This window comes from Azohydromonas australica DSM 1124 (assembly GCF_000430725.1).
Classification (GTDB): domain Bacteria; phylum Pseudomonadota; class Gammaproteobacteria; order Burkholderiales; family Burkholderiaceae_C; genus Azohydromonas; species Azohydromonas australica.
On the sequence record NZ_AUMO01000032.1, the window covers coordinates 1 to 25579 of the forward strand.

The following is a 25579-nucleotide window of genomic DNA, read 5'->3' on the forward strand; positions in this document are numbered from 1 at the left end:
ACGACTGGGCACGTTCCGATGCGTTACTCACCCGTTCGCCACTCGCCACCAGGATTGCTCCCGTGCTGCCGTTCGACTTGCATGTGTAAGGCATGCCGCCAGCGTTCAATCTGAGCCAGGATCAAACTCTTCAGTTCGATCTTGAATATTACTGCTCAAAGGAAATTGAAGAAAACTTCAACTTCTGCATCGAGCGTTCGAGGCTCCGAAGAACCTCAGGTCTTGCGACCCTGAGACACCTCAGTCACCACTCCGAACGCCCACGCTTATCGGCTGTATGTTTTTAAAGAGCTTGACTGCTTTCGCAATCAGTCGCTGCGTTAATCAGCGAAGACCGAGATTCTGACACGCTTCAAAAACCTTGTCAAACACTTGGTTTTTACTGCCTGTCGCTTACCCGGAAGGCTTGCGCTGCTTACGCCTCACAAACCCACGCTGTGATCAGCGAAGCCGCAGATTATGGCACAGCTTTTTGCAAGCCGTCAACATGTGCAGCAATGTTTCGGTTGGCGCGACCTATGGCATCACTGACGGCACCCAAGGCGCACGCTCAGTGCTGCAAGACCGTTTCAGAAGCCTCCTCGCCGCGCAAGCTGACGGAGTTCCAAGCGGCCTGAGGATCTTCGGATTGCAAGGTGCGCTCAATGGCGCCCTGGAGCTTTCGGCTGTCAGCACGCAACACTCGCTGCTTGATGCCGGCGATCTGCGCCGGATGCATGGAAAAGCTGCGCAGCCCCATCCCGAGCAACAGTTCCGTGAAAACGGGATCACCTGCCATCTCGCCGCAGACGCTGACACCCTTGCCATGACGCTGCGCGCAGGCAATGGTGTCGGCAATCAGCTTCAGCACGGCCGGATGCCAGGGATCGTAGAGATGCGCCACCTGCTCGTCAGCACGGTCAATGGCCAGCGTGTACTGGATCAGGTCGTTGGTGCCAATCGAGACGAAATCAAAGTGGCGGAAAAAGGCCGGCAACATCATCACGGCCGCCGGCACTTCGATCATGGCACCCACCTGCACCTCGCCGATCGGATGCCCGCTGTCCAGCAATTGCTGTCGAGACCGCGTGATGAGCTCCATGGTCTGGCGGATCTCGCGCAGGTGCACCACCATCGGCAACAGCAGCTTGATCTTGCCGTAGGCGCTGGCACGCAGGATGGCCCGAATCTGCTGCCGGAACATGGCCGGCTCGGCCAAGCTCCAACGGATCGCCCGCAGTCCCAGCGCCGGATTCAACGAATGCTCATGGCGCAGCTCCTGCAGCGACATGCGCTCCAGCGGCTTGTCCGCGCCAATGTCCACGGTACGGATCGTCACCGGTAGACCCGCCATCGTCTGCACCACCGACCGGTACGCTTCGAACTGCTCCTCCTCGCTGGGCAGCACGCCGCCCCGATTCATGAACAGGAACTCGGTACGGAACAGCCCGACGCCCACGGCACCAGCGTCCACTGCGGCCTGCGCGTCGCTGGGCAGCTCGATGTTGGCCAGCAGCTCCACGTTCTCGCCGTCCAAGGTCAGCGCCGGCGTATGACGCAAACGATTCAATCGGGCACGCTCCAACTCGCTCTGGCGCTGACGGAACCGGTATTCCTCCAGCACGATCGGCGACGGATTGACGATGACCACTCCCGTGTCACCGTCGATCACCACCCAATCGTCCTGGCGAATGAGCCGGCTGGCCTCGCGCGCACCCACCACCGCCGGGATGTCCATGCTGCGCGCGACGATGGCGGTATGCGAGGTCTTGCCGCCGACGTCAGTAATGAAGCCCGTGAAAACGCTGCGCTTGAACTGCAGCATGTCCGCCGGCGCAATGTCGTTGGCCACCAGCACCAGCGGATCCTCTCCGGCGACATCCTGTGCTGGCGCCGCCACCATGGAAACCGAAACCGTGCCGTCGCGCGCCAAGGCACGCAACAGCCGCTCCGTGACCTGCTCCATGTCGGCCTTGCGGCCTCGCAGGTACTCGTCTTCCATTTCGTCGAACTGGCGCGCCACCACTTCCAGCTGAGCCGACAGCGCCCATTCGGCGTTGTAGTGGCGCTCCAAGATCCAATGCATGATGGCTTCGGCCAGTGCCTCGTCATGCAGCAGCATCAGATGTACGTCGAGCAGGGCAGACAGCTCACTCGGCGCTTCGGGCGGCAAGTCGCGCTGCAGCGTACTGAGCTCGGCCGCCACGGCATCGCGCGCCCGACGCAGACGCTCGATCTCGCGGCGCGTTTGGGACGCTGGCACGAAGTAGTGCGCCACATCCACGCGGCTGGAAGCCACCAGCACTGCCCGACCGATGGCCACACCCCGCGAAACGGGCAGCCCGAATACCTGAATGCTCATCCGGGGCACTTTAGCAGTGCAAATCCGGCTCAAGCCTTCGTATTGGCCCGAAGCACAGCATTGCCCTGCCGTGCGTCAAGGCCGGATGTTGGGGGAACTTACTGGCCTTCGCCGAACTTGTCGTCCACCAGCGCCCTCAGCGCCTCGGCGGCAGCTTGCTCGTCGGGGCCTTCAACCTCCAACTCGATCTCCGCGCCCAATCCCGCCGCCAGCATCATGACGCCCATGATGCTCTTGGCATTGACGCGGCGCCCGTTGCGGCTGAGGAAAATCTCTGACTTGAAGCTGGCCGCCAGCTTGGTGAGCTTGGCCGAGGCGCGGGCGTGCAAGCCCAACTTGTTGCTGATGGTCAGCGTGGTCTGAATCATGGGAAAGCGGCTCAGGAGACGGAGTTGTGCGGCATGGGCAGTTGCAACACGCCCTGGCTGGCGCCAGCCACGGCCCGCGCGGCCAGCGCTTCCAGCGGCTCGGCCGCATAGCACAGCGCACGCCACAGCATCGGCACATTGACGCCGGCAATCACACGCACGCGCTGCGCATCGCCCAAGCGTTGCGCCACATTGCAAGGCGTGGCGCCGAACACATCGGTGAGGACCAGCGCTTCCTCGACCCCCAGGCGCTGCAGCAGCGCACGGGCCTGTGCCTCGATGTCCTCGGGACTTGTGTCCGGCTCGACGTCCAGCGCCTGCAAGGGCACGCCGCAGTCCGCAAAGGCATGCTGGGCGACCGCCTTCAGTGCGGAAGCCAAGGGCGCATGGGCGATAAGAAGCAATCCAGCCATGGCCGGCATTATGCGCAGCCCATCCAGGGCCGCCGCGCCGTCAGCCCGGCACGCGCAGCGCATCCATGAAGGTGTGCACGGCCGGTGTGTCCGGCGCCCCCTCCAGCACGGTGGCCTGCAGCACCTGCGTGCCACGCGCGAACAACAGCAACTGCGCCTGAACGGCCGCGCCATCGGGACGGCGCCCGCTGAGCGCGTAGCGGCGCGCCTGCGGATTGGGTGTCATGCCCGGCACCTGCGCCGCGTCGCCCGGCGGCAGCGGGGCTTGCAGGTTGCGCGCCTGCGCCGCGGCCAGGGCAGCCAGCACCGCTTCCACGCGGGCCGGGTCCTGCACATCGGCCTGCGCAACGGCAAAACGCAGCCCCGTGGCCTCGCAGGCATGCAGCGTCAGGGCCACCGGCTGCCCGACCAGCGTGAGCGTGCGGGTCTGGTGCTCGGGCTTGCAGGGAAACAGCGCCAGCGCACCGCCGTCCAGCCGCACCTCGCGCCAGTTCAATGCCGGCGTACAGGCCCCCGCGCACAGCGCCAGACCGGCCAGCCACCTTCTCGCACCGCTGCTCATGCCAGCCATTATCGGCACCGCTTCATGCCCGTCCGGGTTGCACATCCCTGCCGCGCATCGCCCTGCAGACACGCCGGCACGGAAATGACCGATGTCAAGCCAGCCCCTGGGGGCCTGGCATAAACTGACTTGTTTCCTGCTTCCAGCGAGAGCTTTCCATGAATCTGCGTCGTCCTATCGTCGGTGTGGCAGCCGCCCTCGCACTGGCCGCGGGCGTGCTGGCCTGGCAAAGCATGGCAACCCTGGAGCCCGCACCGGAAGTGAGCTACACGCTGCTCGACGGCAGCACCGGCAGCACTGCGGCACTCAAGGGCAAGGTGGTGCTGGTGAACTTCTGGGCCACCAGCTGCGTTACCTGCGTCAAGGAAATGCCGCAGATCGTCGCCACCCACAACAAGTTCAAGGACCGCAACTTCGAGACGATCGCGGTGGCCATGAGCTACGACCCGCCGGCCTACGTCTCCAAGTTCGCCCAGACGCGCCAGCTGCCCTTCGGCGTGGCCATCGACAACACGGGCCAGATCGCCGAGCGCTTCGGCGACGTCAAGCTCACCCCCACCACCTTCCTGCTCGACCAGCAAGGCCGCATCGTCAAGCGCTATGTGGGAGAGCCCGACTTCGCCGCGCTGCACGCGCTGGTGGAGGACCTGCTCAAGAAGGGCTGAGCCCGCCCAGACAGCAAAAAGCCGGGTACGCGACCCGGCTTTTTTCATGGGAACACGCCGACGTGCGGCGTGCTGCACACCCTTCGCTTCAGGCCGTCGGCGCCAGGCCGGCCGCATGCGCCTGCTGATCGGCGTGGTAGCTGGAGCGCACCATCGCACCCACCGCGGCATGCGTGAAGCCCATCTTGTAGGCCTCGTCCTCGAACATCTTGAAGGTGTCCGGGTGCACGTAGCGGCGCACCGGCAGATGGTGGCCGCTGGGCGCGAGGTACTGGCCGAGGGTCAGCATGTCGATGCCGTGCGCGCGCATGTCGCGCATGACCTGCAGGATCTCCTCGTCCGTCTCGCCCAGGCCCACCATGAGGCCGCTCTTGGTCGGCACGCCGGGCACGCTTTCCTTGAAGCGCTGCAGCAGCGTGAGGCTGAACTGGTAGTCCGCGCCCGGACGCGCTTCCTTGTACAGGCGCGGCACCGTTTCCAGGTTGTGGTTCATCACGTCCGGCGGCGCCGCCTTGAGGATGTCCAGCGCCTTGTCCAGGCGGCCGCGGAAGTCGGGCGTGAGGACTTCGATCTGCGTCCCCGGCGACAGCTCGCGCGTGCGGCGGATGCACTCCACGAAATGCGCCGCGCCGCCGTCGCGCAGGTCGTCGCGGTCCACGCTGGTGATCACCACGTACTTGAGCTTGAGCGCCGCGATGGTCTTGGCCAGGTTCTCCGGCTCGTTGACGTCCAGCGGGTCGGGACGGCCGTGGCCCACGTCGCAGAAGGGACAGCGCCGCGTGCACTTGTCGCCCATGATCATGAACGTCGCCGTGCCCTTGCCGAAGCACTCGCCGATGTTCGGGCAGGAGGCTTCCTCGCACACGGTATGCAGCTTGTGCTCGCGCAGCGTCTGCTTGATCTCGTAGAAGCGGGTGGTGGGCGAGCCCGCCTTGACGCGGATCCACTCCGGCTTCTTGAGCACCTCCGCCGGTACCACCTTGATCGGAATGCGCGCCGTCTTGGCTTGCGCCTTCTGCTTGGCGGTGGGGTCGTAGGGAGCGGGAGCAGCGCCCGAGGGAGCGGGCGTGGCGGGAGCGCTGGGGAGATCGGTGCTCATCGGCTCAGTTGCGACTGCAGGCGCTGCGCCAGTCGCGCGGCCGCGTCATCCCATGTGGTGAAAACACCGATTTTAGCGAGGTCGATGGTTTGCAACCCGGCATAGCCGCATGGGTTGATGCGGTGGAAGGGCTCCAGGTCCATGGCCACGTTGAAGGCCAGGCCGTGGTAGCTGCAATGGCGGCTGACCTTGATGCCCAGCGCCGCGATCTTGCCCAGGCCGCGGAACGGGTCCGCCGGATCGGCCGGCCCGGTCAGCGCCGCATGGCCAAAAGGATCGTCCAGCTTCACGTAGATCCCCGGCGCGCCGCCGACGCGGTGTCCCGTGACGCCATAGTCCTGCAGCACGCGCAGCACGGCCGACTCCAGCCGGAACACGTACTCGCGCACGAAGATGCCCAGCCGCTGCAGGTCGATCAGCGGGTAGGCCACCACCTGTCCTAGCCCGTGGTAGGTCACCTGCCCCCCGCGGTTGGTCTGCACCACCGGGATGTCGCCGGCGGCCAGCACATGCTCGGCGCGCCCGGCCACGCCCTGCGTGAACACGCCCGGGTGCTCGCAGATCCAGATCTCGTCAGGCGTCTGGTCCGTGCGCGCTTCGGTGAAGGCGCGCATGGCGGCCTCGGTGTCGGCGTAGTCGGCACGGCCCAGCCATCGCACCAGCGGGGCTTCGGAAGTCGTCACGGCAGCAGTCATGGGCGGATTGTCCTCCGTACACATTGGCGTCCCCACGGCGCCTTCCAACGCGCGCGCTTCGGCCCTGTCCGGGGCACGGATGATCCGCCTGGGTGTCGCGGCAGGCCGGCACCGCCGTATCGTGAACGCCTGCCGCACCGCCGCCGAGCCGCCATGAAGCACCGCCCCGCACCGTCCCTATTGCGTTCTCTCGCAGCCCTGCTGGCCGCGCTGGCGCTTTCCACGGCAGCCGCCGCCCCCTCGGCACAGCACCAGGCCGCCCTGGAAGCGGCGGTGCGGGACTACGACGCCGGGCGCTTGGCGCAGGCGCAGGCCGCCTTCGAGCGGCTGTCGCGCGCCGGCGTGCCCGCGGCGGACCACAACCTCGCGGTGATGCACCTGCGCGGCGAGCTGCCGCACGCCAGCACGCAGGAGGCGCTGCGGCTGATGACGCGCGCGGCGCAGCACGGCTTCGTCACGGCGATGTTCGATCTGGGGCGGCTGCACGAGAGCGGGCAGCTCGGCCGCATCGACCTGCCCGCAGCGTACCGCTGGTACGCGCAGGCGGCCGAAGCCGGCAGCACTGCGGGGCAGGTGGAAGCGGGCACCGCCTTCTATCTGGGGCGCGGCACCGCGCGCGACGCGGCGCAGGCCGCGCACTGGTTCCGCGCGGCCGCGCTGGCCGGCGACAACGGCGCGCAGTACCTGCTGGCCTCGATGTACGAGAGCGGCGACGGCCTGCCGCAGGATCTGCGCCTGGCGCGCTACTGGTACGCCGCGGCGGCGGCCGGGGGCGATCCGGCCGCGGCGCTCAAGGCACGCGCGCTGTCGCAGCAGATGGAAGCCGGCGACGCGCCCGCGCCCTCCGGCGTCACAACACCACCTTGACCATCGGGTGCGAGGTCAGGCTGCGGTAGAGATCGTCGAGCTGCTCGCGGCTGGTGGCCGTGACGGTGACGGTCAGGCCCAGGTAGTTGCCGCTGCTGCTGGGGCGACGCTCCACGGTCGCGACGTCGAAGCCGGGATCGAACTGCAGAACGACCTCCACCACGGCTTCCTCGAAGCCCTCCACGTGCGCGCCCATCACCTTGATCGGGAACGGGCTCGGGTACTCGATGAGCGAATCGCGGGGCGTGGCGGCAGTGTTCATGGCCTGACTACGGGTTAGCGGCTCCAGGGCCGCACAATGAAAAACGGGCGCGGCAAGCACCGCGCCCGTCAGGAAAGGTGGGGCGGCTCAGATCGATTGCAAGGCCTTGGCGCGCTGGTAGGCCTCGTACAGCCGGCCGTACACCGGGCCGGGCTTGCCGCGCAGCGCGCCATGGCCCACGAGTTCGCCGTCCAGACGCGTCACCGGCAGCACCTCGCGCGCCGCGGAACTCAGCAGGATCTCGTCGGCCGCGCGCAGGTCCGCCTCGGGAATGGGGCGCAGGTTGTAGGCGATGCCCACTTCCTCGCACAGCTCGCGCAGCAGCTCGTAGCGGATGCCTTCGAGCACGTGCTCGCTCCTGGGCGGGCCCAGCAGCGCGCCCTCGTGCACGATCCAGACGTTGCTGGCCGAGCCCTCGGTGAGGTAGCTGATGCCGCTGGCGGCCTCGCGCAGCAGGATGGTCTCGCTGGCGCCATGGTCGGCCGAGATCTGGCGCGCCAGCACGTTGCCCAGCAGCGAGGTGGTCTTGAGGTCGCAGCGCTCCCAGCGGAAGTCGCGCGCCGTGATGCAGGCCACGCCCTGGTGGCGCTGCTCCGGCGTGGGCGCGCGCGTGGCGCTGCTCATCATGAACACCGTCGGCTCAAGCCCTTCGGGCATGGCGTGGTCGCGCGGCGCCACGCCGCGCGTGACCTGCAGGTACAGCGACTGGTCCTCGCCGTCCTGCGCCGCGATCAGCCGCCGCGCATGCGCCAGCCACTGCTCGCGGCCGAACGGATTGGGAATGCGCAGCCGGCCCAGGTTGCGCTCCAGCCGCGCCATGTGGTCGTCGAAGCGGAAGAGGCGCCGCCCGTACACCGGCAGCAGCTCGTAAACCCCGTCGCCGAAGAGGAAGCCGCGGTCCAGCACCGGTACCCGGGCCTGGCCCAGCGGCAGGAACTCCCCGTTAAGAAAGCACAGGCTCTCGGGCTGGATCGGCGCAGGATGCATCGCGGCTTCTCCTTGCTCTGGGGATCAGGGCGGCAAGCAGGTCAGGTTACTTGATCCACAGCCGCAGCGCATCCCAGGTGCGGCCCACAAAGCCAGCCTGCTCCACGGGTTCCAGCACCACCAGCGGCACCTCCGTCACCGGCGTGCCCGCGCGGGTGCTGACCTTGACGGTGCCCACGCGCTGGCCCTGCGCCAGCGGCGCCACCAGCGGATCGCTGCGCTCGACCTTGGTCTGCAGTTGCTGGCCCTCGCCCTTGGGCACCGTCACCACCACGCCGGTGGAGGCGCCGAGCTTGGCCTGCGCGGCCACGCCCTTCCACACCTCGGGCGTGACGATGGCCTTGCCCGGCTCGAACAGGCGCACGTTGTCGAAGGCGCCGTAGCCCCAGTTCAGCAGCTTCTGGCTCTCGCTGGCGCGCGCCTCGCGCGAGGCCGTGCCCAGCACTACCGTCAGCAGCCGGCGCTTGCCGTTGGGGAAGTCGCGGCTGGCGCTGGCCACCAGGCAGTAGCCCGCGGCGTCGGTGTAGCCGGTCTTCATGCCGTCCACCGTCGGGTCGCGGCGCAGCAGCAGGTTGCGGTTGTCCTGGCGGATCTTGTTGTACGTGTAGTCCTTGAGCGCGTAGTACGGGTAGTACTCGGGGAAGTCGCGGATGATGCGCGCGGCGATCACGGCCATGTCGCGTGCCGTGCTGCGGTGCCCCGGCTCGGTGATGCCGGTGACGTTCTTGAAGGCCGTGTTCTTGAGGCCCCAGGCCTGTGCCTGGCGGTTCATCATGGCCACGAAGCCGTCCACGGAGCCCGCCACGCCTTCGGCCAGCGCCACCGCGGCGTCGTTGCCCGACTGCACGATCATCCCGCGCAGCAGCTCGTCCACCTTGGGGCTCATGGTGGTGTCGATGAACATCACCGAGGCACCGCCCTTGCGCTCGTTCCAGGCGCGCTGGCTCACGGGCAGCGTCTGCTCCAGCGTGAGCTTCTTGTCGCGCAGCGCATTGAAGACCACGTAGGCGGTCATGAGCTTGGTCAGCGAGGCCGGGTCGGCCGGCGCATCGGCCTCGCGCTCGGCCAGGGTCTGGCCGCTGGAGACGTCGAGCAGGATGTACTCGCGGGCCGCGATCTCGGGCGGCTGCGGTGCCTGGGCAAAACTCGGAAGTGCCAGCGGCAGGGCCAGCAGGAAGGCGATCAGGCGTTTCATGGGCAAATCTAGGGTGGGAAACGTCAACGCGACGCCTGGCCCGTGCGACGACGGGCCGGGCGCGGGAAGAGGAAAAAGATCAGGGCGCGAGGTGGCGCAGCACGATCGACTTGAGCAGCGGCAGCTGGCCGTGGAAGAAATGGCCGCCTCCGGGCACGACCACCACCGGCAGGGACTGCGGGCGCGCCCAGTCCAGGGTGGCCGACAGCGGCACCACCTCGTCCTGCTCGCCGTGCACCACCAGCGTGTCCGCCGGCACCGCGGCGACGTCGAAGCGGCTGGTGGCCGGGCCGACCAGCACCAGGCGCTGCGGCGCGGGCTGCACGCGCTGCGCGACGTGCGAGGCCACGAAGCCGCCGAAGGAGAAACCGCCCAGCAGCAGCGGCTCGTCGCCCTGGCGCATCGCGGCGACCACGGCCAGCGCATCCTCGATCTCGCCGCGCCCCTCGTCCCACGTGCCGGCGGAAGCCCCAACGCCGCGGAAGTTGAAGCGCACGCTGCGCCAGCCCATCTGCACGCAGGCACGCGCCAGGGTCTGCACCACCTTGTTGTCCATGGTGCCGCCATGCTGGGGGTGCGGATGACACAGCACGGCCAGGCCGCGGGGCGTGCCTTCGGCCGGCACGTCCAGGGCGCACTCGATCTCGCCGGCCGGGCCCGGCACGCGCAAGCGTTGGGTGTGGGCGTTCATCAGCGGCCCACGTCCGGCGGCAGCAGCAGGCGCTCCACCACGCGGCCTTCCTTGAGATGGGACTCGACGATCTCGTCGATGTCTTCCTTGTCCACGAAGGTGTACCAGGTGGCCTCGGGATAGACCACCGCCACCGGGCCGCCGGCGCAGCGGTCCAGGCAGCCGGCCTTGTTCACGCGCACCCCGCCCGGGCCCGCCAGCCCGGCAGCCTTGACGCGCGCCTTGCAGTGGTCAAAAGCCCCCTGCGCGTCGTGCTGCGCACAGGACGCCTCCCCGTTCTCCCGCGCATTCAGGCAGAAGAAGATGTGGTGCTTGTAGTAGCTCATCCCCGGGATTGTAGGGACGGGGTTTTGCTTACAGGCGGTCACCGGCAGTTGCCGCACGGCGGGCCGTGATACCCGTCACCCGCCACGCCGCCAGCGGTTTGGACGTGGCCTCTGCACCGCGACGTCCAAGCCCGTTCGGGTCCTGCCGGCGGCCCGGGCTGCCAGCGGCTCAGCCCTCGTCGCGCGCGCCCACGCGCACCAGCAGCCAAGCGGCAGCGGCATAGGGCCACAGCCAGCCGAGCCAGCGCGACAGCCCGTGGAACCGGATGAAGCGTCCTTGCGACCAAGCCTGCAGGCTCTGCGCGTAGTAGGCGTTTTCCGGCGCCTGCGCCACCACCACCACCTGCGCCGTCAGCACCATCAGCCCCACCGCCGCCGCCAGACGCAATGGCAGCACACAGCACGCCAGCGCGGCCAGCAGGCCCAGCATCAGTCCTGGCACCGCCGTCGGCGTGAGCCAGGCCAGCGCGTGCTCGGGACCGAAGTTCAGCGCCGTGGACAGCGTGCTCACCGCCAGGGCCAGCACCAGCGCGCCCAGTGTCAGCACGGCGCGGCGCGCGCGCGAGCGCATCGCGGCAAAGGCCACCAAGCACGGCGCCAGCAGGCCCAACGCGATGCACAGCATCTCAGCGGCCGGCGACAGCGGGGTCAGCAACGGCGACGACGGGAGCAGCCACGACTCGGCTGCCGGCGCCCAGGGCGTGTCCTCCAGCGCCAGCTGTGCCAGCTCCCGCACCTCGTCCCAGCACTGGCCCAGCCCCAGCGGCACCGGTGTAGGGAACAGCAGCGCCATGGGCCACAGCAGCAACAGCGTCAACGCCCCGGCGCTGGCGGGGATGAACCAGCGGTCGCGCAGCGACTGCCACACCCGCAGCGCTCCCAGGGCCGCCAGCGCCGCGGCCACGAGCGCGCCCGTCACGCCGCCACCGCTGTTGAGCAGCCAGTCCTCGCGGCTGGGCACGCGCTCGGGCAGGAAGTTCTGGGTCAGCTCCAGCGCATACGACAGCAGCGTCGGCGCCAGCACCGCCAGCAACAGGGCCCAGCCCCAGCGCCAGCCCCGACGCACGCCGGCACCGTAGAGCAGCGCGCCCAGCGGCATGTAGCCGATGAAATTCGCCCAGATGTCGAAGGCGATGTGGTACTGCGCCAAGGGCAGCGTCAGCAGCGACTGCAGCGACTGCCCCGGCGGCCAGCGCCAGCCGCTGAAGGGGTACAGGCTCGCGTAGACGATCAGCAGCGCGAAGGCCGCCGACAGCGGCACGGTGGCCGAGCTGCGCCGCCGCACCATCAACGCCGTGGCTCCGCGCGGCGCCGGCACGGCACTGGGTGCGTGCCGCGGACTTCGAGCACTTTCACCACCGACACGGCAGCGCTCAGAAAGGCTTGACCACCACCAGGATCACGATGGCCGTGAACAGCAGCACCGAGACCTCGTTGAACACGCGAAACCAGCGGTGGCTGCGCTGGTTGCCCGACTGCTCGAAGCGGCGCAGCAGCGTGCGGCAGACATGGTGGTAGCCGATCACGCCAGCCACCAGCAGAAGTTTCGCGTGCAACCAACCATTGCCCGGCCCCTTGCCCACGCCAATGCCCAGCCACAGCCACAGGCCCAGCCCCACGGCCGGCACCATCAGCATGCTGCTGAAGCGGTAGAGCTTGCGCGCCATCAGCAGCAGCCGCTCGCGCTCGGCATGCGAATCCGCCGGCACCATGGCCAGGTTCACGAACAGCCGGGGCAGATAGAACAGGCCGGCAAACCAGCTGGCCACGAAGACGATGTGCAGGGCCTTGACCCATAGGTAGGCGGAACTCATGCGGCCATTATCGGCAGCACCCGCCGTGCCCCACTGCGCCGCGGCAAGGCAGCCAAACAGACGCGAGCAAAAAGAAAGCCCCGGGCATCGCCCGGGGCCGCAAGCCTTGCGCTGTCATGACGTCAAGGCACCTGCTCAGGGAGGAAAAGCAGGGAATGAAGCCTCGCGGCTATCATTCGAGTTCCAGTCTAGCAGGCGCTTGCCTGCCCAATGCGGGCCGGTCACGAGGGCTTACGGGCCTTTCATTCGCCACGCGGCTGCACCGGTTTCCGCGCCTTATCCAAGGACGCCTTGCCGTGCACATCCTGCCTCCCTTCCCTGCCAGCCGGCCGCGCCGTCTGCGCCGCGACGAGTTCACCCGCGCGCTGGTGCGCGAACACCGCCTGGCGCCGCAGGACCTGATCCTGCCGGTGTTCCTGCTCGAAGGCAGCAACCGCGTCGAGGACGTGGCCAGCATGCCCGGCGTGCAGCGCATGAGCCTGGATCGGCTCTTCAGCGTGGCCGAGCAGTGCGTCAGCCTGGGCGTGCCGGTGATGGCGCTGTTCCCCGTCATCGACGCCTCGCTCAAGACGCTCGACGGCCGCGAAGCCGCCAACCCCGAAGGCCTGGTGCCGCGCGCGGTGCGGGAGCTCAAGAGCCGCTTCCCGCAGCTGGGCCTGCTCACCGACGTGGCGCTGGACCCCTACACCAGCCACGGCCAGGACGGGCTGCTCGACGAAACTGGCTACATCCTCAACGATGCCACCGTGGCCATGCTCAAGGCGCAGGCCTTGGCGCAGGCGCAGGCCGGCGTGGACATCGTTGCGCCCAGCGACATGATGGACGGGCGCATCGGCGCCATCCGCACCGCGCTGGAAGAGGCCAAGCTCGTGCACACCCGCATCATGGCCTACAGCGCCAAGTACGCCAGCGCCTTCTACGGCCCCTTCCGTGACGCCGTGGGCAGCGCCGCCAACCTGGGCAAGGCCGACAAGAAGGTCTACCAGATGGACCCGGGCAACAGCGACGAGGCGCTGCGCGAAGTGGCGTTGGACATCGCCGAGGGCGCGGACATGGTCATGGTCAAGCCCGGCATGCCGTACCTGGACATCGTGCGCCGCGTCAAGGACGAGTTCCGCGTGCCCACCTTCGCCTACCAGGTCAGCGGCGAGTACGCCATGCTCAAGGCCGCCGCGGCCAACGGCTGGCTCGACCACGACGCGGTGATGATGGAGTCGCTGCTGGCCTTCCGCCGCGCCGGCGCCGATGGCGTGCTCACCTACTTCGCGCTGGACGCCGCGCGGCTGCTGCGCGGACGCTGAATGCGTGTGCTCTACATCGGCGCCGACGGTGCGGTGGCGCTGGACGCGCTGCCCACGGCGCTGCCGCTGGAGGGCTTTCTCTGGGTGGGCTGCGAGCGCCCGGCCTTCGAGGCTGCGGTGCCCGCGCTGCAGCACGCGCTGCAGCGCTGGGACTGCGGCGCGCTGGTGGACCTTCACGTCTCCGACCTGCTCAACGCGCAGCTGCCCAGCCACTTCGACTACACCTCCTGGTACGACCTGCTGGTGTTCCGCCGCCTCACGGCCTGCGCGCCCGAAGCGGCGGGCCCGTCGTCCAGCGGGTCCAGCGGCGTCCATGGGCCGCACGGCGGGAGCAGCGGTGCTGGCAGCGGCGTCCCGGCGGCCACGGCCGCACCGGGCACGGCCATCGCCCCGCAGCCCGCGCCGGCCCTGGTGGACACCAGCCCGGTGGGCTTTGCCATCTACGACCGGGTCCTGGTCACCGTGCATCCGCCCAAGTGCCCGGTGCGGACCTATTTCGAGAAGCGCCTGTCCGCGGCCGGCGGCACGCGCGAGCGCGGCGGCTCGCGCATGCCGGCCAGCCCGGCGGACCTGATGCTGCGCATGGTCAACCACATGGTGGACAGCTACCTCGACCTGCGCCGCCTGCTCACGCGCCAGCTCAGCGCGCTGCAGCAGGCGCTGCTGCATCCGCGCAGCCGTTTCCACGACTGGCAAGTGCTGCTGGACGCGCGCAACGCGCTGCACCTGCTGGAGGACACCTGCGAGGACCAGCGCGCGGCCATCCAGGAATGGATCGACGGCCTGGAAGAGCTGCCCCTGCCACACCAAGCGCCCCCGGCGCGCGAGCTTGAGCTGCTGAAGGTGCGCTCGCGCGACGTGCAGGAGCACATCGAGCGCGTGCTCTCGCACGTGCGGCGCCTGGAGCAGTCGGCCGAGACGGCGGTGCAGATGCACTTCTCCGCCATCAGCCACCGCACCAACGACATCATGCGCACGCTCACCGTGCTCACCGCCATCTTCCTTCCGCTGAACCTGATCACAGGCTTCTTCGGCATGAACTTCGACGCCCTGCCGCTGATCCACTCCGGCACCGGCGTGTGGATCGCCATCGCGCTGATGGTGGCGCTGGGCGTGGGCCTGGGCTGGTTCTTCTGGCGCAAGCGCTACCTGGGCACCACGCGGCGCTGAAAGCGCCGCACGCGCCGCGGCTCAGTCCTTGGCGTAGGGGTCGTGCAACCCCAGGCCGAGCAGGATCTCGGTCTCGCGCGCCTCCATGACCTCGGCTTCGTCGTCCTGCTCGTGGTCGAAGCCCTGCGCGTGCAGCGTGCCGTGCACCAGCAGGTGCGCGTAGTGGTCGGCCAGGGGCAGCTTCATCTCCGCCGCCTCGCGCGCCACCACGGGCGCGCACAGCACCAAGTCGGCCGCCACCACCGGCTCGTGCGCGTAGTCGAAGGTCAGCACGTTGGTGGCGTAGTCCTTGCCGCGGAACTCGCGGTTGAGCGAGCGGCCCTCCTCCTCACCGACGATGCGCACCGTGATCTCGGCCGGCAGTTCCTCCAGCGCGGCGCGGATCCAGCGCCGCACCTTGTGGCGCGGCAGCTCGGCGCGGTGCGCGGGGTCGGCAAATTGCAGCGACAGGCTCAGCTCGGGACGGGCGGCGGCCATCTCAGCGCCCTCCCCGGGCATCGGCAGCCTCATAGGCCTGCACGATGCGCGCCACCAGCGGGTGGCGCACCACGTCGGCAGCGGTGAAGCGCGTCATGGCGATGCCGCGCACACGCTGCAGCACGCGCTCCGCGTCCACCAGGCCACTGGTCGTGCCCTTGGGCAGGTCGATCTGGCTGGTGTCGCCCGTGACCACGCACTTGCTGCCGAAGCCGATGCGGGTGAGGAACATCTTCATCTGCTCGGGCGTGGTGTTCTGCGCCTCGTCCAGGATGACGAAGGCGTGGTTCAGGGTGCGCCCGCGCATGAAGGCCAGCGGCGCGATCTCCAGCGTCGCGCGCTCGAAGGCCTTGGTGACGCGGTCGAAGCCCATGAGGTCGTAGAGCGCGTCGTAGAGAGGGCGCAGGTAGGGATCGACCTTCTGCGTCAGGTCGCCAGGCAGGAAGCCCAGCCGCTCGCCGGCCTCCACCGCCGGGCGGGTGAGGATGATGCGCTGCACCTGGCTGCGCTCCAGCGCGTCCACCGCGCAGGCCACGGCCAGGAAGGTCTTGCCGGTACCCGCCGGGCCCAGGCCGAAGGTGATGTCGTGCGCCAGGATGTTCTTGAGGTACTGCACCTGGTTGGGCGTGCGGCCCTGCAGGTCGGCGCGACGGGTGTGCAGCACCACCTCGTCGCCCGGGCTGCCGGCCGCGCCGTCACCGCCGGCGGGCGCGTTGTCGCTGGTGGCTTCGGCCAGCGCCAGCTGCAGCGCCTCGGCCGGGATGGGCTTATTGGCGCGGTCGTACAGGCGCTGCAGCAGCGCGGCGGCGCGCTCGGCCTCGCGCTTGGTGCCCTCGATGCGGAAGGACTCGTTGCGCCGTGAGAGCTTGACGCCCAGTGCGTCCTCGATCACGCGCAAGTGCTCGTCGGTGGCGCCGCACAGGTGCGACAGGCGTTCGTTGTCGAGCGGAATGAAGGCGTGGCGCAGTATCAAAGGGCAGCCTCGGATCTGGGAAACGGGGCCGGCATTGTCGCCGCAGCATCGAGCCGCGCGGGCCGGGCGGTTTTGGCGGGTGGCTCCTGCACAATCTTTCCATGCTCCTACTGCACTCCGGCGCACCGTGGCGGCGCCTTCTGGCACTGCTGGTCCTGACGCTGATGCTGGCCACCGCGGCTGCGGCGGACGTCTTGCGCATCGAGCAGGCGCTCAGCGCCGAAGGCGACAGCGCCCGCTTCCCGGACGACGCGCCGCAGCGCACGGTGGCCTTGCCCGACGACTGGAACGCCTCGCGCCCGGGCCATGCGGGACCGGTGTGGTACCGGGTGCGCTTCGACGCCCCCATCGCGCAGGACAGCGGCGAGGTGCTGGCGCTGTACGTCGAGCGCGCCTGCAGCAACCTGGAAGTGCAGATCAACGGCCAGCGCCTGCACGCGGCCGGGCGCATGCGCGAGCCCGTGTCGCGCAACTGCCACCACGCCCAACTCGTGACGCTGCCGGCGGCGCTGCTGCGCCCCGGAGGCAACCTGCTTGACATCAAGGTGGCGGGCGAGCCGCTGGAGCGCGTGGGCTCGCGGCTGCGCGCGGGCGGGCTGTCGGCGCTGCAGATCGGCCCGCACGCGATGCTGGCGCCGCTGCACGAGCGCCATCTCGCGCTCAACGTCACGCTGCCGCTGGTGCTCAGCGGCAGCCTGCTGCTGCTGGGCGGCTTCATGTGCGTGCTGGGCTGGCTCAACCGGCGCCACAGCCACCTGGCCTATTTCGGCGTGCTGGCGGTGGGCTCGGCGCTGCTGACGGCGCGGCTGGGCTGGCGCGACCTGCCCTTCACCGGCTTCGAGACCGAGGTGGTGCTGGCCTCGCTGATGCCCGTGGTGACGCTGGCGGCGGTGCAGTTCCTGCTGCGCCGCGCCGGCCACCGGGTGCCGGGTGCGGGGCTGGTGCTGCTGCTGCAGTGCGTGCTGGTGCCCGCGAGCCTGCTGCTGGGCGGTCCGGCGCGCGTGCACCTGCTGGCCAACGCCTGGGCGACGCTGCTGGCGCTGGAGGTGCTCGTGGCGCTGGCGCGCTTCCTGCGCCGGGCCTGGCGCCGGCGCGGGCCGCACGGCTGGGTGGCGGGCATGCTGATCGCGGGCACCGCCGCGCTGGTGCTGGTGCAGCTGCTGGCACTGCGGGAGCCGCCGGGCTCGACCGTGCTGGCGCTGGTGCACCTGTCGCTGCCGCTGACCTTCATCGGCATGGGCCTGCGCCTGGTGCAGCTGCACGGGCGCGCGCTACAGGACGCCGAGGCCGACCGCCGCGTGCTGGAGGCACGCATCCGCGAGGCCACCGAGGAGATCGAGCGCAATTTCGCGCAGCTCACCGAGCTGCGCATCGAGCAGGTCACGGAGCGCGAGCGCAAGCGCATTGCCGCCGACCTGCACGACGACCTGGGCGCCAAGCTGCTGACCATCGTGCACACCAGCGACAACGAGCGCATCTCCACGCTGGCGCGCGAAGCGCTGGAGGAAATGCGCCTGTCGGTGCGCGGCCTCACCGGCCGGCCCGTGCGGCTCATCGACGCGCTGGGCGACTGGCGCGCCGAGGCCATGAGCCGCCTGGCGCAGACCGGGATCGAGGCGCGCTGGGTGGCACCCACCGACGACCTGCCGCAGACGCTGTCGGCACGCGCCTACGTGCAGACCACGCGCATCCTGCGCGAGGCGGTCAACAACATCATCAAGCACAGCGGCGCCACGCACTGCACCGTGACCTGCCAGATCGAAGGAGGCGACTTCCAGCTCGCCATCCAGGACAACGGGCGCGGCATCCCGATGGAGCTTGACGGCCGGCTCGACCGCGGCCACGGCATGTCCAGCATGAAGCACCGCGCCAAGCAGCTGCAGGGCCAGTGCCTGGTGGAATCCGGCCCCGGCTACGGCACCGTCATCCGCCTCACGCTGCCGCTGGAGCGCCACGCCGTGGCGGCTTAAAAAACAAGCGCGCGTCATCCCTCCAGACGCGGGCCCCTGGGCGAGTGGGCCCAAACAGGCCCGCTGTTACCATGAACTACACACAACCCGTGACTTCAGTGGAGGCCCTGTGAAGAACATCCTGCTCCTCGAAGACCTGCCGCAGATCCGCACCTGGCTCAAGAGTCTCGTGATGGAGGTGTTCCCCAATGCAGAGATCTCCGAAAGTGCACGCGTGCACGATGCACTGGGGTTGGTCTCAGCGCTACGCTTCGACCTCGCGCTGGTCGATCTGGGGCTGCCCGACGGCTCCGGCGTGGACGTCGTGACGGCGCTGCGCGAACAGCAACCCGAGGCGCAGTCGGTGGTGGTGACGATCCACGACGACGACGAGCACCTCTTCCCCGCGCTGCAGGCCGGCGCCTACGGGTACATCCTCAAGGAACAGCCGCGCGAGCTCATCACCGAGCAGCTGCAGCGCATCAGCCAGGGCGAGCCGCCGCTGTCGCCCTCCATCGCACGGCGCGTCATTGCCTACTTTGCCGCGCAGGCCAAGCCGCAGGCGCCGCTGATGCCGCATGTGCAGCTCACCGAACGCGAAAGCGAAGTGCTGCTGCGCGTGGCCAAGGGCTTCACGCTGCCCGAGATCGGCGTGCAGCTCAATTTGTCGCGGCACACTATCGCGGACTACGTGAAACAGATCTACAGGAAGCTGAACGTCAGTTCCCGGGCCGAGGCTGCGCTGGAGGCACAGCGGCTGGGACTGTTCGGCCGGAGCCGATGACCCAAAGAACCTTTCCCGCCTTCCACGCAAGCGGCGCACCAGCGCCGCTTTTTCATGTCCGCCACCCGCTCGGAGGCCGCCCATGATCGGCCGCCTGCAGGGACAGCTCGTCGAGAAGTCGCCGCCCCTGGTGATGCTCGACGTCAGCGGCGTGGGCTACGAGGTGGACGTGCCGATGAGCACGTTCTACCAACTGCCCGCGCTGGGCGAGCGCGTCACGCTGTTGACGCACTTGGTGGTGCGCGAGGACGCGCATCAGCTCTTCGGCTTTCTCACGCTGGAGGAGCGCGCGACCTTCCGCCAGCTCATCCGCATCAGCGGCGTCGGCCCGCGCATGGCGCTGTCGTTGCTCTCGGGCCTGAGCGTGGCCGAACTGGCCCAGGCGGTGAGTCAGCAGCAAAGCGGGCGGCTGGTGAAGGTGCCGGGCATCGGCAAGAAGACCGCGGAGCGGCTGCTGCTGGAGCTCAAGGGCAAGCTCGGCCCCGATCTGGGCCAGCCGGTCACGGTGGCCAACGACGCGCAAGCCGACATCGTGCAGGCGCTCATCGCGCTGGGCTACGCCGAGCGCGACGCCAGCGCCGCGCTCAAGGCCCTGCCGGCCGACGTCGGCGTGAGCGAGGGCATCAAGCTCGCGCTGCGGGCGCTGTCGCGCTGAAGCGCGGCGGGATTCAATGCTTGTGATCGTGCCCGTGCGTGTGCTCGGGCATTGACGCCGCGGCACCCGTGCTGCGGTTGCCCACCACCAGCTCGGTCTTCACCTCGCCGGATTTCTCGAAGCGCAGCACCAGCGGCAGCCGCTCGCCCGCGCGCAGCGGCGCCTTCAGGCCCATGAGCATGAGGTGCAGGCCGCCGGGCGCCAGATCCACCGTGGCGCCCGCGGGCAGATCGATGGCGTCCACCTGGCGCATGCGCATCACGTCGCCGGACATCTGCATGCTGTGCAGCTCCACCCGCTCGGCCGCGGCGGTGCTGGCGCCCAGCAGCCGGTCGGCCGCACCGCCCGTGTTCTGCAAGCGGATATAGGCCCCGCCCACGGGCTGGCCGGCCACGGTGGGCCGAGCCCAGGCGTCACGGGCCTGGACGGTGCCCGATTGGGCCCAGGCGGCGGAATTCAGCAGCAGCGCGGCAGCCAGCAGGCCTTGGCGCAGGGTCGGGAGCTTCATGGCGAGGTCTCGCTTCAGTGGTGATCGTGGCCGCCGGCCGCTGCAGGCAGCACCTCCAGCATCACGGCGGGATGGTCAGGGCGCGCGGCGGCCGGGTCCGTGGACGGCACCTGGAACCACTCGATGCGGCCGCGCTCGCACTCCTGCACCACCTGCAGCGCCAGGCGTTGCGGCTGCTCGGGCAGCGTCGCGACAAAGGCGAACTCGTCGGCAAAGGCATCGGGCACGCTGCCGCCTTCCCAGGTGATCTCGCGCACCTCCTCGGTGACCTGGCGGCCGTGGCGCAGGTAAGGCTGCGCCAGCGCCATGCGCGGCGCCGTCAGGCTCCAGCCGGGCTTGACCAGAGGTCGCGCGCCATGCAGCGCCTCGGGCAGGCGCACGCGCAGCCGTGTGGTGGCGCTGCCTTCGCAGCCATGGTTCACGCGCAGTGTCAGCTTCAGCGTCGCGCCGCCGGCAGCCGCGGGCGGCTCCAGGGTGACATGGGCCGATGCCGGCGCCGCGGCCAGCAGCGCCGCAGCCACCAGGACGAGCAGGGAGGAAAGACAGGTCATTGGACGGTCTGGGCCTGGGAAGCAGCCGCCCCGGCAGGGGTGCGGGACTTGAGCGGCGGCATCTTAGCCAGCCCCGGAGGGCGGCCGATAATGGCTGTATGAGCATACAGACGGACGAATTCGCGGGCGCCCCCTCGCGCCGCGTCGTCAGCGCAGCCCCGGGCTCGCCCAACGAGGAAGCCTTCGAGAAGGCGCTGCGGCCCAAGGGGCTGCGCGAGTACGTGGGCCAGGCCAAGGCGCGCGAGCAGCTGGAGATCTTCATCGGCGCGGCACGCAAGCGGCGCGAGGCGCTGGACCACGTGCTGCTGTTCGGCCCGCCGGGACTGGGCAAGACCACGCTGTCGCACATCATTGCCGCGGAGCTGGGCGTCAACCTGCGCCAGACCTCGGGCCCGGTGCTGGAAAAGCCCAAGGACCTCGCGGCCATTCTTACCAGCTTGGAACGGCACGACGTGCTGTTCATCGACGAGATCCACCGCCTCTCGCCGGTGGTGGAGGAGATCCTCTACCCGGCGCTGGAGGACTACCAGATCGACATCATGATCGGCGAGGGCCCGGCGGCGCGCTCGATCAAGCTGGATCTGCAGCCCTTCACGCTCGTGGGCGCCACCACCCGCGCGGGCATGCTCACCAACCCGCTGCGCGACCGCTTCGGCATCGTGGCGCGGCTGGAGTTCTACACGCCGCAGGAGCTGGCGCGCATCGTCACGCGCTCGGCCGGGCTGCTGGAGGCCCCCATCGACACTGAAGGGGCGATGGAGATCGCACGGCGCTCGCGCGGCACGCCGCGCATCGCCAACCGGCTGCTGCGCCGCGTGCGCGACTACGCCGACGTCAAGGGCGACGGCAGCATCGGCGGGGCAATCGCCTCGGCCGCGCTGGCCATGCTCGACGTGGATCCGCAAGGCTTCGACCTCATGGACCGCAAGCTGCTGGAGGCGGTGGTGCACCGCTTCGACGGCGGCCCGGTGGGCCTGGACAACGTGGCCGCGGCCATCGGCGAGGAGTCCGGCACCATCGAGGACGTGATCGAGCCCTACCTGATCCAGCAGGGCTACCTGCAGCGCACCCCGCGCGGGCGCATCGCCACGCTGGCGGCCTACCGGCACCTGGGCGTGGCGCCCAAGGCCGGCGCCGCAGACCTGTTCGAAAGCTGAGCCGCGGCGCCCTGAGCTCGAGGCCCCGGCCGGGCTACAGCATGTCCTCCACCACCAGGCGGTGGTAGCGCTCGGCCAGGCGCGCCCCGTGGCGCTGCACCACCTCGCCCACCCGCAGCGCCTGCTCCTCCTCGGGCGCGAACACGATCAGCCAGCCGCAGCCCTCGCGCGCCAGCTCGCAGTAGCGGCGCATGAGCACGATCTCGTGGCCGAACTCGGCCGTGCCGGAGACGCCTTCAAGGAGCTCGCGCATCTCGCGGCCCTCCTCCTCACCGGTGTAGAACAGGATGTCCTCCGGCCCGAAGCCCAGGTCGCGCAGATCGCGCGCGGCCTGCTGCGCCGCCGCGTCGTCGGGAAAGGCAATCACCACATGTCCGACGGGCTTGAAGGCACCGAAGGACACGGGCACCTGGGTCTTGGTCATCCGCTTCACCGTCATGGCCGACCTCCGCTGTGTGGAAGGCGACCGCGGGCAGCCGCCGCTGCCGGTGGCCTGCAGCGTCGCGGCCGCATCCAGGAACTAGGGCAAAACAAATGCCCGCCGAAGTGGCGGGCATCGTGGCGGCCCAGGAGGCTGGCCGCAAGGCTTAGGGCCGGACGAGCGGCTTCTCAAGCTTCCTTGCGCCGACGCTGCTGCCAGGCCAGCAGTTCGCCCACGAAGCCACGGCGGAAGGCCACCACGCACACCACGAAGATGGCGCCGATGATCACCGTCACCCACGAGCCCACGCGGTCGGCGAGGAAGTTCTGCAGCCCGATGATGGTGAAGGAGCCCAGCACCGGACCGGCAAAGGTACCCATGCCGCCCAGCAGCGTCATCAGCACCACCTCGCCCGAGAGCGACCAGTGCACGTCCGACAGGGTGGCGAAGCCCAGCACCAGCGTCTTGAGCGCGCCGGCCAGGCCAGCGATGGCAGTGGAGAGCACGAAGGCCAGCAGCTTGTACTTGTCCACGTCGTAGCCCAGCGAGACGGCGCGCGGCTCGTTCTCCCGGATGGCCTTGAGCACCTGCCCGTAGGGCGAGTGCACGATGCGGATCACGCCCAGGTACACGGCCACGAAGACGGCCAGCACCACGAAGTACATCGCCACGTCGTTGGCCAGCGGGATGAAGCCCAGCAGGTGCCCGCGCGGCACGCCCTGCAGCCCGTCCTCGCCGCCGGTGAACGGCGCCTGCAGGCACACGAAGTACACCATCTGCGCCATGGCCAGCGTGATCATGGCGAAGTAGATGCCCTGGCGCCGGATGGCGATGAGCCCGACCAGCAGCCCGATGAGCGCCGCGATGACGGTGCCCGCCACCACGCCCAGCTCCGGCGACCAGCCCGCGCTGCGCACCAGCCAGCCCGTGGCGTAAGCGGCCGAGCCCATGAAGGCCGCGTGCCCGAAGGACAGCAGTCCCGTGAAGCCCAGCAGCAGGTTGAAGGCGCAGGCGAAGATGGCGAAGCACAGCGCCTTCATCATGAACACCGGGTACAGCCCGATGAACGGCGCGGCCACCAGCACCGCCAGCACGACCAGCCACAGCAGCCGCGAACGCCGCTCCAGGGTCACAGCAGAAGAGGTGGTGCTCATCATTTCTCCTTGCCGAACAGCCCGGCGGGCCGAAGCACCAGCACGATGGCCATGATCACGAACACCACGATGCTGGACGCCTCGGGATAGAAGACCTTGGTCAGGCCTTCCACCAGCCCCAGCATCAGCCCGGTGAGGATCGAGCCCAGGATCGAGCCCATGCCACCGATGACCACCACCGCGAACACAACGATGATGAGGTTGCTGCCCATCAGCGGCGTGACCTGGATCACCGGCGCGGCCAGCACGCCCGCCAGAGCCGCCAGCCCGGCGCCGGCGGCGTAGGTGAGCATCACCATCACCGGCACGTTGATGCCGAAGGCCTGCACCAGCGCCGGGTTCTCGGTGCCGGCGCGCAGCGTCGCCCCGAGCGGCGTCTTCTCGATCAGGAACCAGGTGCCCAGGCACACCACCAGCGAGGCCCCGATGACCCAGGCGCGGTAGTTGGGCAGCACCATGAAGCCCAGGTTGGTGGCGCCCTGCAGCAGCTCTGGCACCGGGTACTGCTGGCCCGAGACACCGAACTGCTCGCGGAACACCCCTTCGGCAATGAGTGCCAGCCCGAAGGTCAGCAGCAGCCCGTAGAGCGGATCGAGCTTGTAGAGCTGCTTGAGCAGCGTGCGCTCGATCACCACGCCCAGCGCGCCCACCACCAGCGGCGCCAGCAGCAGCGCGGCCCAGTAGTTGATGCCCAGGTACTCCAGCCCCAGCCACGCCACGTAGGCGCCGATCATGTACAGCGCGCCGTGCGCGAAGTTCACGATGCCCAGCAGGCCGAAGATCACGGCCAGCCCGAGGCTGAGCATGGCGTAGAAGGAGCCGTTGACCAGGCCCAGCATGAGCTGGCCCAGGAAGGCCTGGTGCGGTATGCCGAAGATGTCCACGTGGTCCAGTCCCGGTGCGGAATGCGGTTGCGACGCGCCGTCCTCAGCCCTCGCCCCGGACAGGGCGCGTCGCGCGGGAGCTCAGCGCGTCACTGCTTCCACAGCGCGCACTTGCTCTCGGCCTTGGTCGTGAAGGCCGCGTCGCCCTTGATGGTCTCCACGACGTTGTAGTAGTCCCAGGGCTCGGTGGACTGCGCCGGCGTCTTGACCTGCATGAGGTACATGTCGTGCACCATGCGGCCGTCATCGCGCACGTAGCCGTTCTTGGCGAAGACGTCGTTGACCTTGCTCTTCTTGAGCTGGGCCATCACCTTGTCGCCGTCATCGGTGCCGACGGCCTTGACCGCCTGCAGGTAGTTCAGCGCCACCGAGTAGTCGGCGGCCTGCAGCGACGACGGCATGCGCTTGACCTTGTCGAAGAACTTGCGGCCCCAGGCACGGCTCTCGGCGTCGCGGTTCCAGTACCAGCTGTCGGTGAGGTACATGCCCTGCGTGTTCTTCAGGCCCAGCGAGTGCACGTCGTTGATGAACATCAGCAGCCCGGCGAGCTTCATCGACTTGGTAATGCCGAACTCGTTGGCTGCCTTGATGGCGTTGATGGTGTCGCCGCCGGCGTTGGCCAGGCCCAGGATCTGTGCCTTGCTCGACTGCGCCTGCAGCAGGAAGCTGGAGAAGTCGCTGGCCGAGAGCGGGTGCTTGACCGAGCCGGCCACGCTGCCGCCCGTGGCTTTGACGACGTTGGCGGTGTCATTCTGCAGTGCCTGGCCGAAGGCGTAGTCGGCGGTGAGGAAGAACCAGCTCTTGCCGCCAGCACGCACCACCGCACCGCCGGTGCCCTTGGCCAGGGCTACCGTGTCGTAGGCCCAGTGCACGGTGTAGGGAGAGCATTGCTCGTTGGTCAGGGCCGAGGTGCCCGCACCCACGGCGATGAAGGGCTTCTTCTTCTCGGCCGCCACCTTGGCCATGGCCAGGCTGGTGCCGGAGTTGGTGCCGCCGATGAGCATGTCCATGCCCTGCGTGTCGAACCACTCGCGCGCCTTGGCGGCAGCGACGTCGGCCTTGTTCTGGTGGTCGGCGGTGAGCAGCTCGATCTTCTTGCCGTTGACGTTGCCGCCCAGCTCGGCGATGGCCATGCGGATGGCCTCGGCGCCGGCCTGGCCGTCGATGTCGGAATACAGGCCGCCCATGTCGGTGATGAAGCCGATGCGGATCACGTCGCCCGAGAACTGGGCATGCGCCGTGCCAATGGATGCAAGCACAACGGCACAGCCGGCGGCGAGGGTCTTGAGTTTCATTTCAGGTCTCCTTTA

The 25579-nt window shown here is 69.0% G+C and carries 29 protein-coding genes and 1 rRNA gene; 8 read left to right on the forward strand and 22 right to left on the reverse strand.

Translation table 11 applies throughout. The features are described 5' to 3' along the window. The 5 genes from H537_RS0103910 to H537_RS41070 all read right to left on the reverse strand — a co-directional run. Nucleotides 1-137: ribosomal RNA gene (locus H537_RS0103910) — 16S ribosomal RNA — on the reverse strand; the annotation flags it as partial. A 413-nt stretch (nt 138-550) separates the two neighbouring features. Continuing rightward, nucleotides 551-2341 carry a phosphoenolpyruvate--protein phosphotransferase gene (gene ptsP, locus H537_RS0103915; protein WP_028996843.1) on the reverse strand — a complete coding sequence of 597 codons (1791 nt, stop codon included), beginning with the start codon at nt 2339-2341 and terminating at the stop codon, nt 551-553. Between the two features lie 98 nt (nt 2342-2439). Continuing rightward, nucleotides 2440-2709, reverse strand: a complete 270-nt coding sequence (locus H537_RS0103920) for an HPr family phosphocarrier protein (RefSeq protein WP_028996844.1) — start codon at nt 2707-2709, stop codon at nt 2440-2442. A gap of 11 nt (nt 2710-2720) precedes the next feature. Next, on the reverse strand, nt 2721-3122 hold the full coding sequence (locus H537_RS0103925; RefSeq protein WP_028996845.1) for a PTS sugar transporter subunit IIA: 402 nt from the start codon (nt 3120-3122) through the stop codon (nt 2721-2723). A 40-nt stretch (nt 3123-3162) separates the two neighbouring features. Continuing rightward, entirely contained in the window at nt 3163-3684 is a 522-nt protein-coding gene (locus tag H537_RS41070; RefSeq protein ID WP_156901377.1) for a hypothetical protein, read from the reverse strand. A 158-nt stretch (nt 3685-3842) separates the two neighbouring features. On the opposite strand from H537_RS41070, the gene H537_RS0103935 reads away from it, so the two are divergent. Then, nucleotides 3843-4349, forward strand: a complete 507-nt coding sequence (locus H537_RS0103935) for a TlpA family protein disulfide reductase (RefSeq protein WP_211234961.1) — start codon at nt 3843-3845, stop codon at nt 4347-4349. An 88-nt stretch (nt 4350-4437) separates the two neighbouring features. Here the strand turns inward: H537_RS0103935 and lipA are convergent, their stop codons facing one another. Next, complete coding sequence (lipA, locus tag H537_RS0103940) at nt 4438-5448, reverse strand: lipoyl synthase (protein WP_028996847.1); 1011 nt, start codon at nt 5446-5448, stop codon at nt 4438-4440. Continuing rightward, a complete protein-coding gene (gene lipB / locus H537_RS0103945) occupies nt 5445-6143 on the reverse strand; it encodes a lipoyl(octanoyl) transferase LipB (protein ID WP_051241777.1) in 699 nt (232 codons plus the stop codon). Before lipB ends, lipA begins: the two co-directional genes overlap by 4 nt. A 153-nt stretch (nt 6144-6296) precedes the next feature. On the opposite strand from lipB, the gene H537_RS41075 reads away from it, so the two are divergent. Continuing rightward, nucleotides 6297-7010: a tetratricopeptide repeat protein gene (locus H537_RS41075; RefSeq protein ID WP_064735908.1), complete on the forward strand. Its 714-nt coding sequence runs from the start codon at nt 6297-6299 to the stop codon at nt 7008-7010. Here H537_RS41075 and H537_RS0103955 read toward each other — a convergent pair. From H537_RS0103955 to H537_RS0103985, 7 genes are all read right to left on the reverse strand, one after another. Beyond that, nucleotides 6994-7272, reverse strand: a complete 279-nt coding sequence (locus H537_RS0103955) for a DUF493 family protein (protein WP_028996849.1) — start codon at nt 7270-7272, stop codon at nt 6994-6996. The two genes, H537_RS41075 and H537_RS0103955, sit on opposite strands and share 17 nt — an antisense overlap. Nucleotides 7273-7359: 87 nt before the next feature. Next, complete coding sequence (locus H537_RS0103960; RefSeq protein ID WP_028996850.1) at nt 7360-8259, reverse strand: D-amino acid aminotransferase; 900 nt, start codon at nt 8257-8259, stop codon at nt 7360-7362. A gap of 46 nt (nt 8260-8305) precedes the next feature. Beyond that, nucleotides 8306-9454: a D-alanyl-D-alanine carboxypeptidase family protein gene (locus tag H537_RS0103965; protein WP_028996851.1), complete on the reverse strand. Its 1149-nt coding sequence runs from the start codon at nt 9452-9454 to the stop codon at nt 8306-8308. A 79-nt stretch (nt 9455-9533) separates the two neighbouring features. Beyond that, entirely contained in the window at nt 9534-10145 is a 612-nt protein-coding gene (locus tag H537_RS0103970) for an alpha/beta hydrolase (RefSeq protein ID WP_028996852.1), read from the reverse strand. Next, complete coding sequence (locus tag H537_RS0103975) at nt 10145-10471, reverse strand: (2Fe-2S) ferredoxin domain-containing protein (RefSeq protein WP_028996853.1); 327 nt, start codon at nt 10469-10471, stop codon at nt 10145-10147. Before H537_RS0103975 ends, H537_RS0103970 begins: the two co-directional genes overlap by 1 nt. A 169-nt stretch (nt 10472-10640) precedes the next feature. After that, nucleotides 10641-11759, reverse strand: a complete 1119-nt coding sequence (locus H537_RS0103980) for a VanZ family protein (RefSeq protein WP_028996854.1) — start codon at nt 11757-11759, stop codon at nt 10641-10643. 85 nt (nt 11760-11844) lie between these two features. After that, the gene (locus tag H537_RS0103985; protein WP_028996855.1) at nt 11845-12285 is read right to left on the reverse strand and encodes a CopD family protein; all 441 of its coding nucleotides are present in this window, start codon (nt 12283-12285) and stop codon (nt 11845-11847) included. A 296-nt stretch (nt 12286-12581) separates the two neighbouring features. Here H537_RS0103985 and hemB point away from each other — a divergent pair, with 296 nt between their 5' ends. Both hemB and H537_RS0103995 read left to right on the forward strand, forming a co-directional pair. Beyond that, the gene (gene hemB, locus H537_RS0103990) at nt 12582-13586 is read left to right on the forward strand and encodes a porphobilinogen synthase (protein WP_028996856.1); all 1005 of its coding nucleotides are present in this window, start codon (nt 12582-12584) and stop codon (nt 13584-13586) included. Beyond that, nucleotides 13587-14756, forward strand: coding sequence for a magnesium transporter CorA family protein (locus H537_RS0103995; protein ID WP_028996857.1), 1170 nt, complete (start codon nt 13587-13589; stop codon nt 14754-14756). A gap of 21 nt (nt 14757-14777) precedes the next feature. Here H537_RS0103995 and ybeY read toward each other — a convergent pair whose 3' ends face one another. Next, on the reverse strand, nt 14778-15233 hold the full coding sequence (gene ybeY, locus H537_RS0104000) for an rRNA maturation RNase YbeY (protein WP_028996858.1): 456 nt from the start codon (nt 15231-15233) through the stop codon (nt 14778-14780). A 1-nt stretch (nt 15234) separates the two neighbouring features. After that, nucleotides 15235-16206, reverse strand: coding sequence for a PhoH family protein (locus H537_RS0104005; protein WP_028996859.1), 972 nt, complete (start codon nt 16204-16206; stop codon nt 15235-15237). 101 nt (nt 16207-16307) lie between these two features. Between H537_RS0104005 and H537_RS0104010 the strand changes: the two genes are divergently transcribed. From H537_RS0104010 to ruvA, 3 genes are all read left to right on the forward strand, one after another. Then, on the forward strand, nt 16308-18176 hold the full coding sequence (locus H537_RS0104010; RefSeq protein ID WP_028996860.1) for a sensor histidine kinase: 1869 nt from the start codon (nt 16308-16310) through the stop codon (nt 18174-18176). A 109-nt stretch (nt 18177-18285) separates the two neighbouring features. Further along, nucleotides 18286-18939 (forward strand): response regulator, encoded by a 654-nt coding sequence (locus tag H537_RS0104015; RefSeq protein ID WP_028996861.1) that lies wholly within the window; start codon nt 18286-18288, stop codon nt 18937-18939. An 82-nt stretch (nt 18940-19021) separates the two neighbouring features. Continuing rightward, a complete protein-coding gene (gene ruvA / locus H537_RS0104020) occupies nt 19022-19594 on the forward strand; it encodes a Holliday junction branch migration protein RuvA (protein ID WP_028996862.1) in 573 nt (190 codons plus the stop codon). Nucleotides 19595-19607: 13 nt separating this feature from the next. Here ruvA and H537_RS0104025 read toward each other — a convergent pair whose 3' ends face one another. Continuing rightward, complete coding sequence (locus tag H537_RS0104025; protein ID WP_028996863.1) at nt 19608-20102, reverse strand: copper chaperone PCu(A)C; 495 nt, start codon at nt 20100-20102, stop codon at nt 19608-19610. A 14-nt stretch (nt 20103-20116) separates the two neighbouring features. Continuing rightward, the gene (locus H537_RS0104030) at nt 20117-20653 is read right to left on the reverse strand and encodes a YcnI family copper-binding membrane protein (protein WP_064735909.1); all 537 of its coding nucleotides are present in this window, start codon (nt 20651-20653) and stop codon (nt 20117-20119) included. A 98-nt stretch (nt 20654-20751) separates the two neighbouring features. Between H537_RS0104030 and ruvB the strand changes: the two genes are divergently transcribed. Further along, the gene (gene ruvB, locus H537_RS0104035; protein ID WP_028996865.1) at nt 20752-21810 is read left to right on the forward strand and encodes a Holliday junction branch migration DNA helicase RuvB; all 1059 of its coding nucleotides are present in this window, start codon (nt 20752-20754) and stop codon (nt 21808-21810) included. Nucleotides 21811-21844: 34 nt separating this feature from the next. Here ruvB and H537_RS41080 read toward each other — a convergent pair whose 3' ends face one another. The 4 genes from H537_RS41080 to H537_RS0104060 form a co-directional block, all read right to left on the reverse strand. Next, nucleotides 21845-22249, reverse strand: a complete 405-nt coding sequence (locus H537_RS41080; RefSeq protein ID WP_156901379.1) for a hypothetical protein — start codon at nt 22247-22249, stop codon at nt 21845-21847. A 170-nt stretch (nt 22250-22419) separates the two neighbouring features. Beyond that, on the reverse strand, nt 22420-23385 hold the full coding sequence (locus tag H537_RS0104050) for a branched-chain amino acid ABC transporter permease (protein ID WP_028996866.1): 966 nt from the start codon (nt 23383-23385) through the stop codon (nt 22420-22422). Next, nucleotides 23385-24269 (reverse strand): branched-chain amino acid ABC transporter permease, encoded by an 885-nt coding sequence (locus H537_RS0104055; protein WP_028996867.1) that lies wholly within the window; start codon nt 24267-24269, stop codon nt 23385-23387. The genes H537_RS0104050 and H537_RS0104055 overlap by 1 nt, the downstream gene beginning before the upstream one ends. An 89-nt stretch (nt 24270-24358) precedes the next feature. Next, nucleotides 24359-25564 carry an ABC transporter substrate-binding protein gene (locus H537_RS0104060; RefSeq protein ID WP_028996868.1) on the reverse strand — a complete coding sequence of 402 codons (1206 nt, stop codon included), beginning with the start codon at nt 25562-25564 and terminating at the stop codon, nt 24359-24361. Between the last annotated feature and the right edge of the window lie 15 nt (nt 25565-25579).

Bases quoted from the DNA above. Each gene is read 5' to 3' on its own strand.
- H537_RS0103970 (WP_028996852.1), bottom strand. From the start codon at position 10,145: ATGAACGCCCACACCCAACGCTTGCGCGTGCCGGGCCCGGCCGGCGAG.
- H537_RS0103995 (WP_028996857.1), top strand. From the start codon at position 13,587: ATGCGTGTGCTCTACATCGGCGCCGACGGTGCGGTGGCGCTGGACGCG.
- H537_RS0103955 (WP_028996849.1), bottom strand. From the start codon at position 7,272: ATGAACACTGCCGCCACGCCCCGCGATTCGCTCATCGAGTACCCGAGC.
- H537_RS0103925 (WP_028996845.1), bottom strand. From the start codon at position 3,122: ATGGCTGGATTGCTTCTTATCGCCCATGCGCCCTTGGCTTCCGCACTG.
- H537_RS0103985 (WP_028996855.1), bottom strand. From the start codon at position 12,285: ATGAGTTCCGCCTACCTATGGGTCAAGGCCCTGCACATCGTCTTCGTG.
- H537_RS41075 (WP_064735908.1), top strand. From the start codon at position 6,297: ATGAAGCACCGCCCCGCACCGTCCCTATTGCGTTCTCTCGCAGCCCTG.
- lipB (WP_051241777.1), bottom strand. From the start codon at position 6,143: ATGACTGCTGCCGTGACGACTTCCGAAGCCCCGCTGGTGCGATGGCTG.
- ybeY (WP_028996858.1), bottom strand. From the start codon at position 15,233: ATGGCCGCCGCCCGTCCCGAGCTGAGCCTGTCGCTGCAATTTGCCGAC.
- ruvB (WP_028996865.1), top strand. From the start codon at position 20,752: ATGAGCATACAGACGGACGAATTCGCGGGCGCCCCCTCGCGCCGCGTC.
- H537_RS0103980 (WP_028996854.1), bottom strand. From the start codon at position 11,759: ATGGTGCGGCGGCGCAGCTCGGCCACCGTGCCGCTGTCGGCGGCCTTC.
- H537_RS0104030 (WP_064735909.1), bottom strand. From the start codon at position 20,653: ATGACCTGTCTTTCCTCCCTGCTCGTCCTGGTGGCTGCGGCGCTGCTG.
- H537_RS0104060 (WP_028996868.1), bottom strand. From the start codon at position 25,564: ATGAAACTCAAGACCCTCGCCGCCGGCTGTGCCGTTGTGCTTGCATCC.
- H537_RS0104050 (WP_028996866.1), bottom strand. From the start codon at position 23,385: ATGAGCACCACCTCTTCTGCTGTGACCCTGGAGCGGCGTTCGCGGCTG.
- H537_RS0103965 (WP_028996851.1), bottom strand. From the start codon at position 9,454: ATGAAACGCCTGATCGCCTTCCTGCTGGCCCTGCCGCTGGCACTTCCG.
- H537_RS41070 (WP_156901377.1), bottom strand. From the start codon at position 3,684: ATGAGCAGCGGTGCGAGAAGGTGGCTGGCCGGTCTGGCGCTGTGCGCG.
- H537_RS0104025 (WP_028996863.1), bottom strand. From the start codon at position 20,102: ATGAAGCTCCCGACCCTGCGCCAAGGCCTGCTGGCTGCCGCGCTGCTG.
- H537_RS41080 (WP_156901379.1), bottom strand. From the start codon at position 22,249: ATGACGGTGAAGCGGATGACCAAGACCCAGGTGCCCGTGTCCTTCGGT.
- lipA (WP_028996847.1), bottom strand. From the start codon at position 5,448: ATGAGCACCGATCTCCCCAGCGCTCCCGCCACGCCCGCTCCCTCGGGC.
- ruvA (WP_028996862.1), top strand. From the start codon at position 19,022: ATGATCGGCCGCCTGCAGGGACAGCTCGTCGAGAAGTCGCCGCCCCTG.
- H537_RS0103935 (WP_211234961.1), top strand. From the start codon at position 3,843: ATGAATCTGCGTCGTCCTATCGTCGGTGTGGCAGCCGCCCTCGCACTG.
- ptsP (WP_028996843.1), bottom strand. From the start codon at position 2,341: ATGAGCATTCAGGTATTCGGGCTGCCCGTTTCGCGGGGTGTGGCCATC.
- H537_RS0103960 (WP_028996850.1), bottom strand. From the start codon at position 8,259: ATGCATCCTGCGCCGATCCAGCCCGAGAGCCTGTGCTTTCTTAACGGG.
- H537_RS0103975 (WP_028996853.1), bottom strand. From the start codon at position 10,471: ATGAGCTACTACAAGCACCACATCTTCTTCTGCCTGAATGCGCGGGAG.
- H537_RS0104010 (WP_028996860.1), top strand. From the start codon at position 16,308: ATGCTCCTACTGCACTCCGGCGCACCGTGGCGGCGCCTTCTGGCACTG.
- H537_RS0103920 (WP_028996844.1), bottom strand. From the start codon at position 2,709: ATGATTCAGACCACGCTGACCATCAGCAACAAGTTGGGCTTGCACGCC.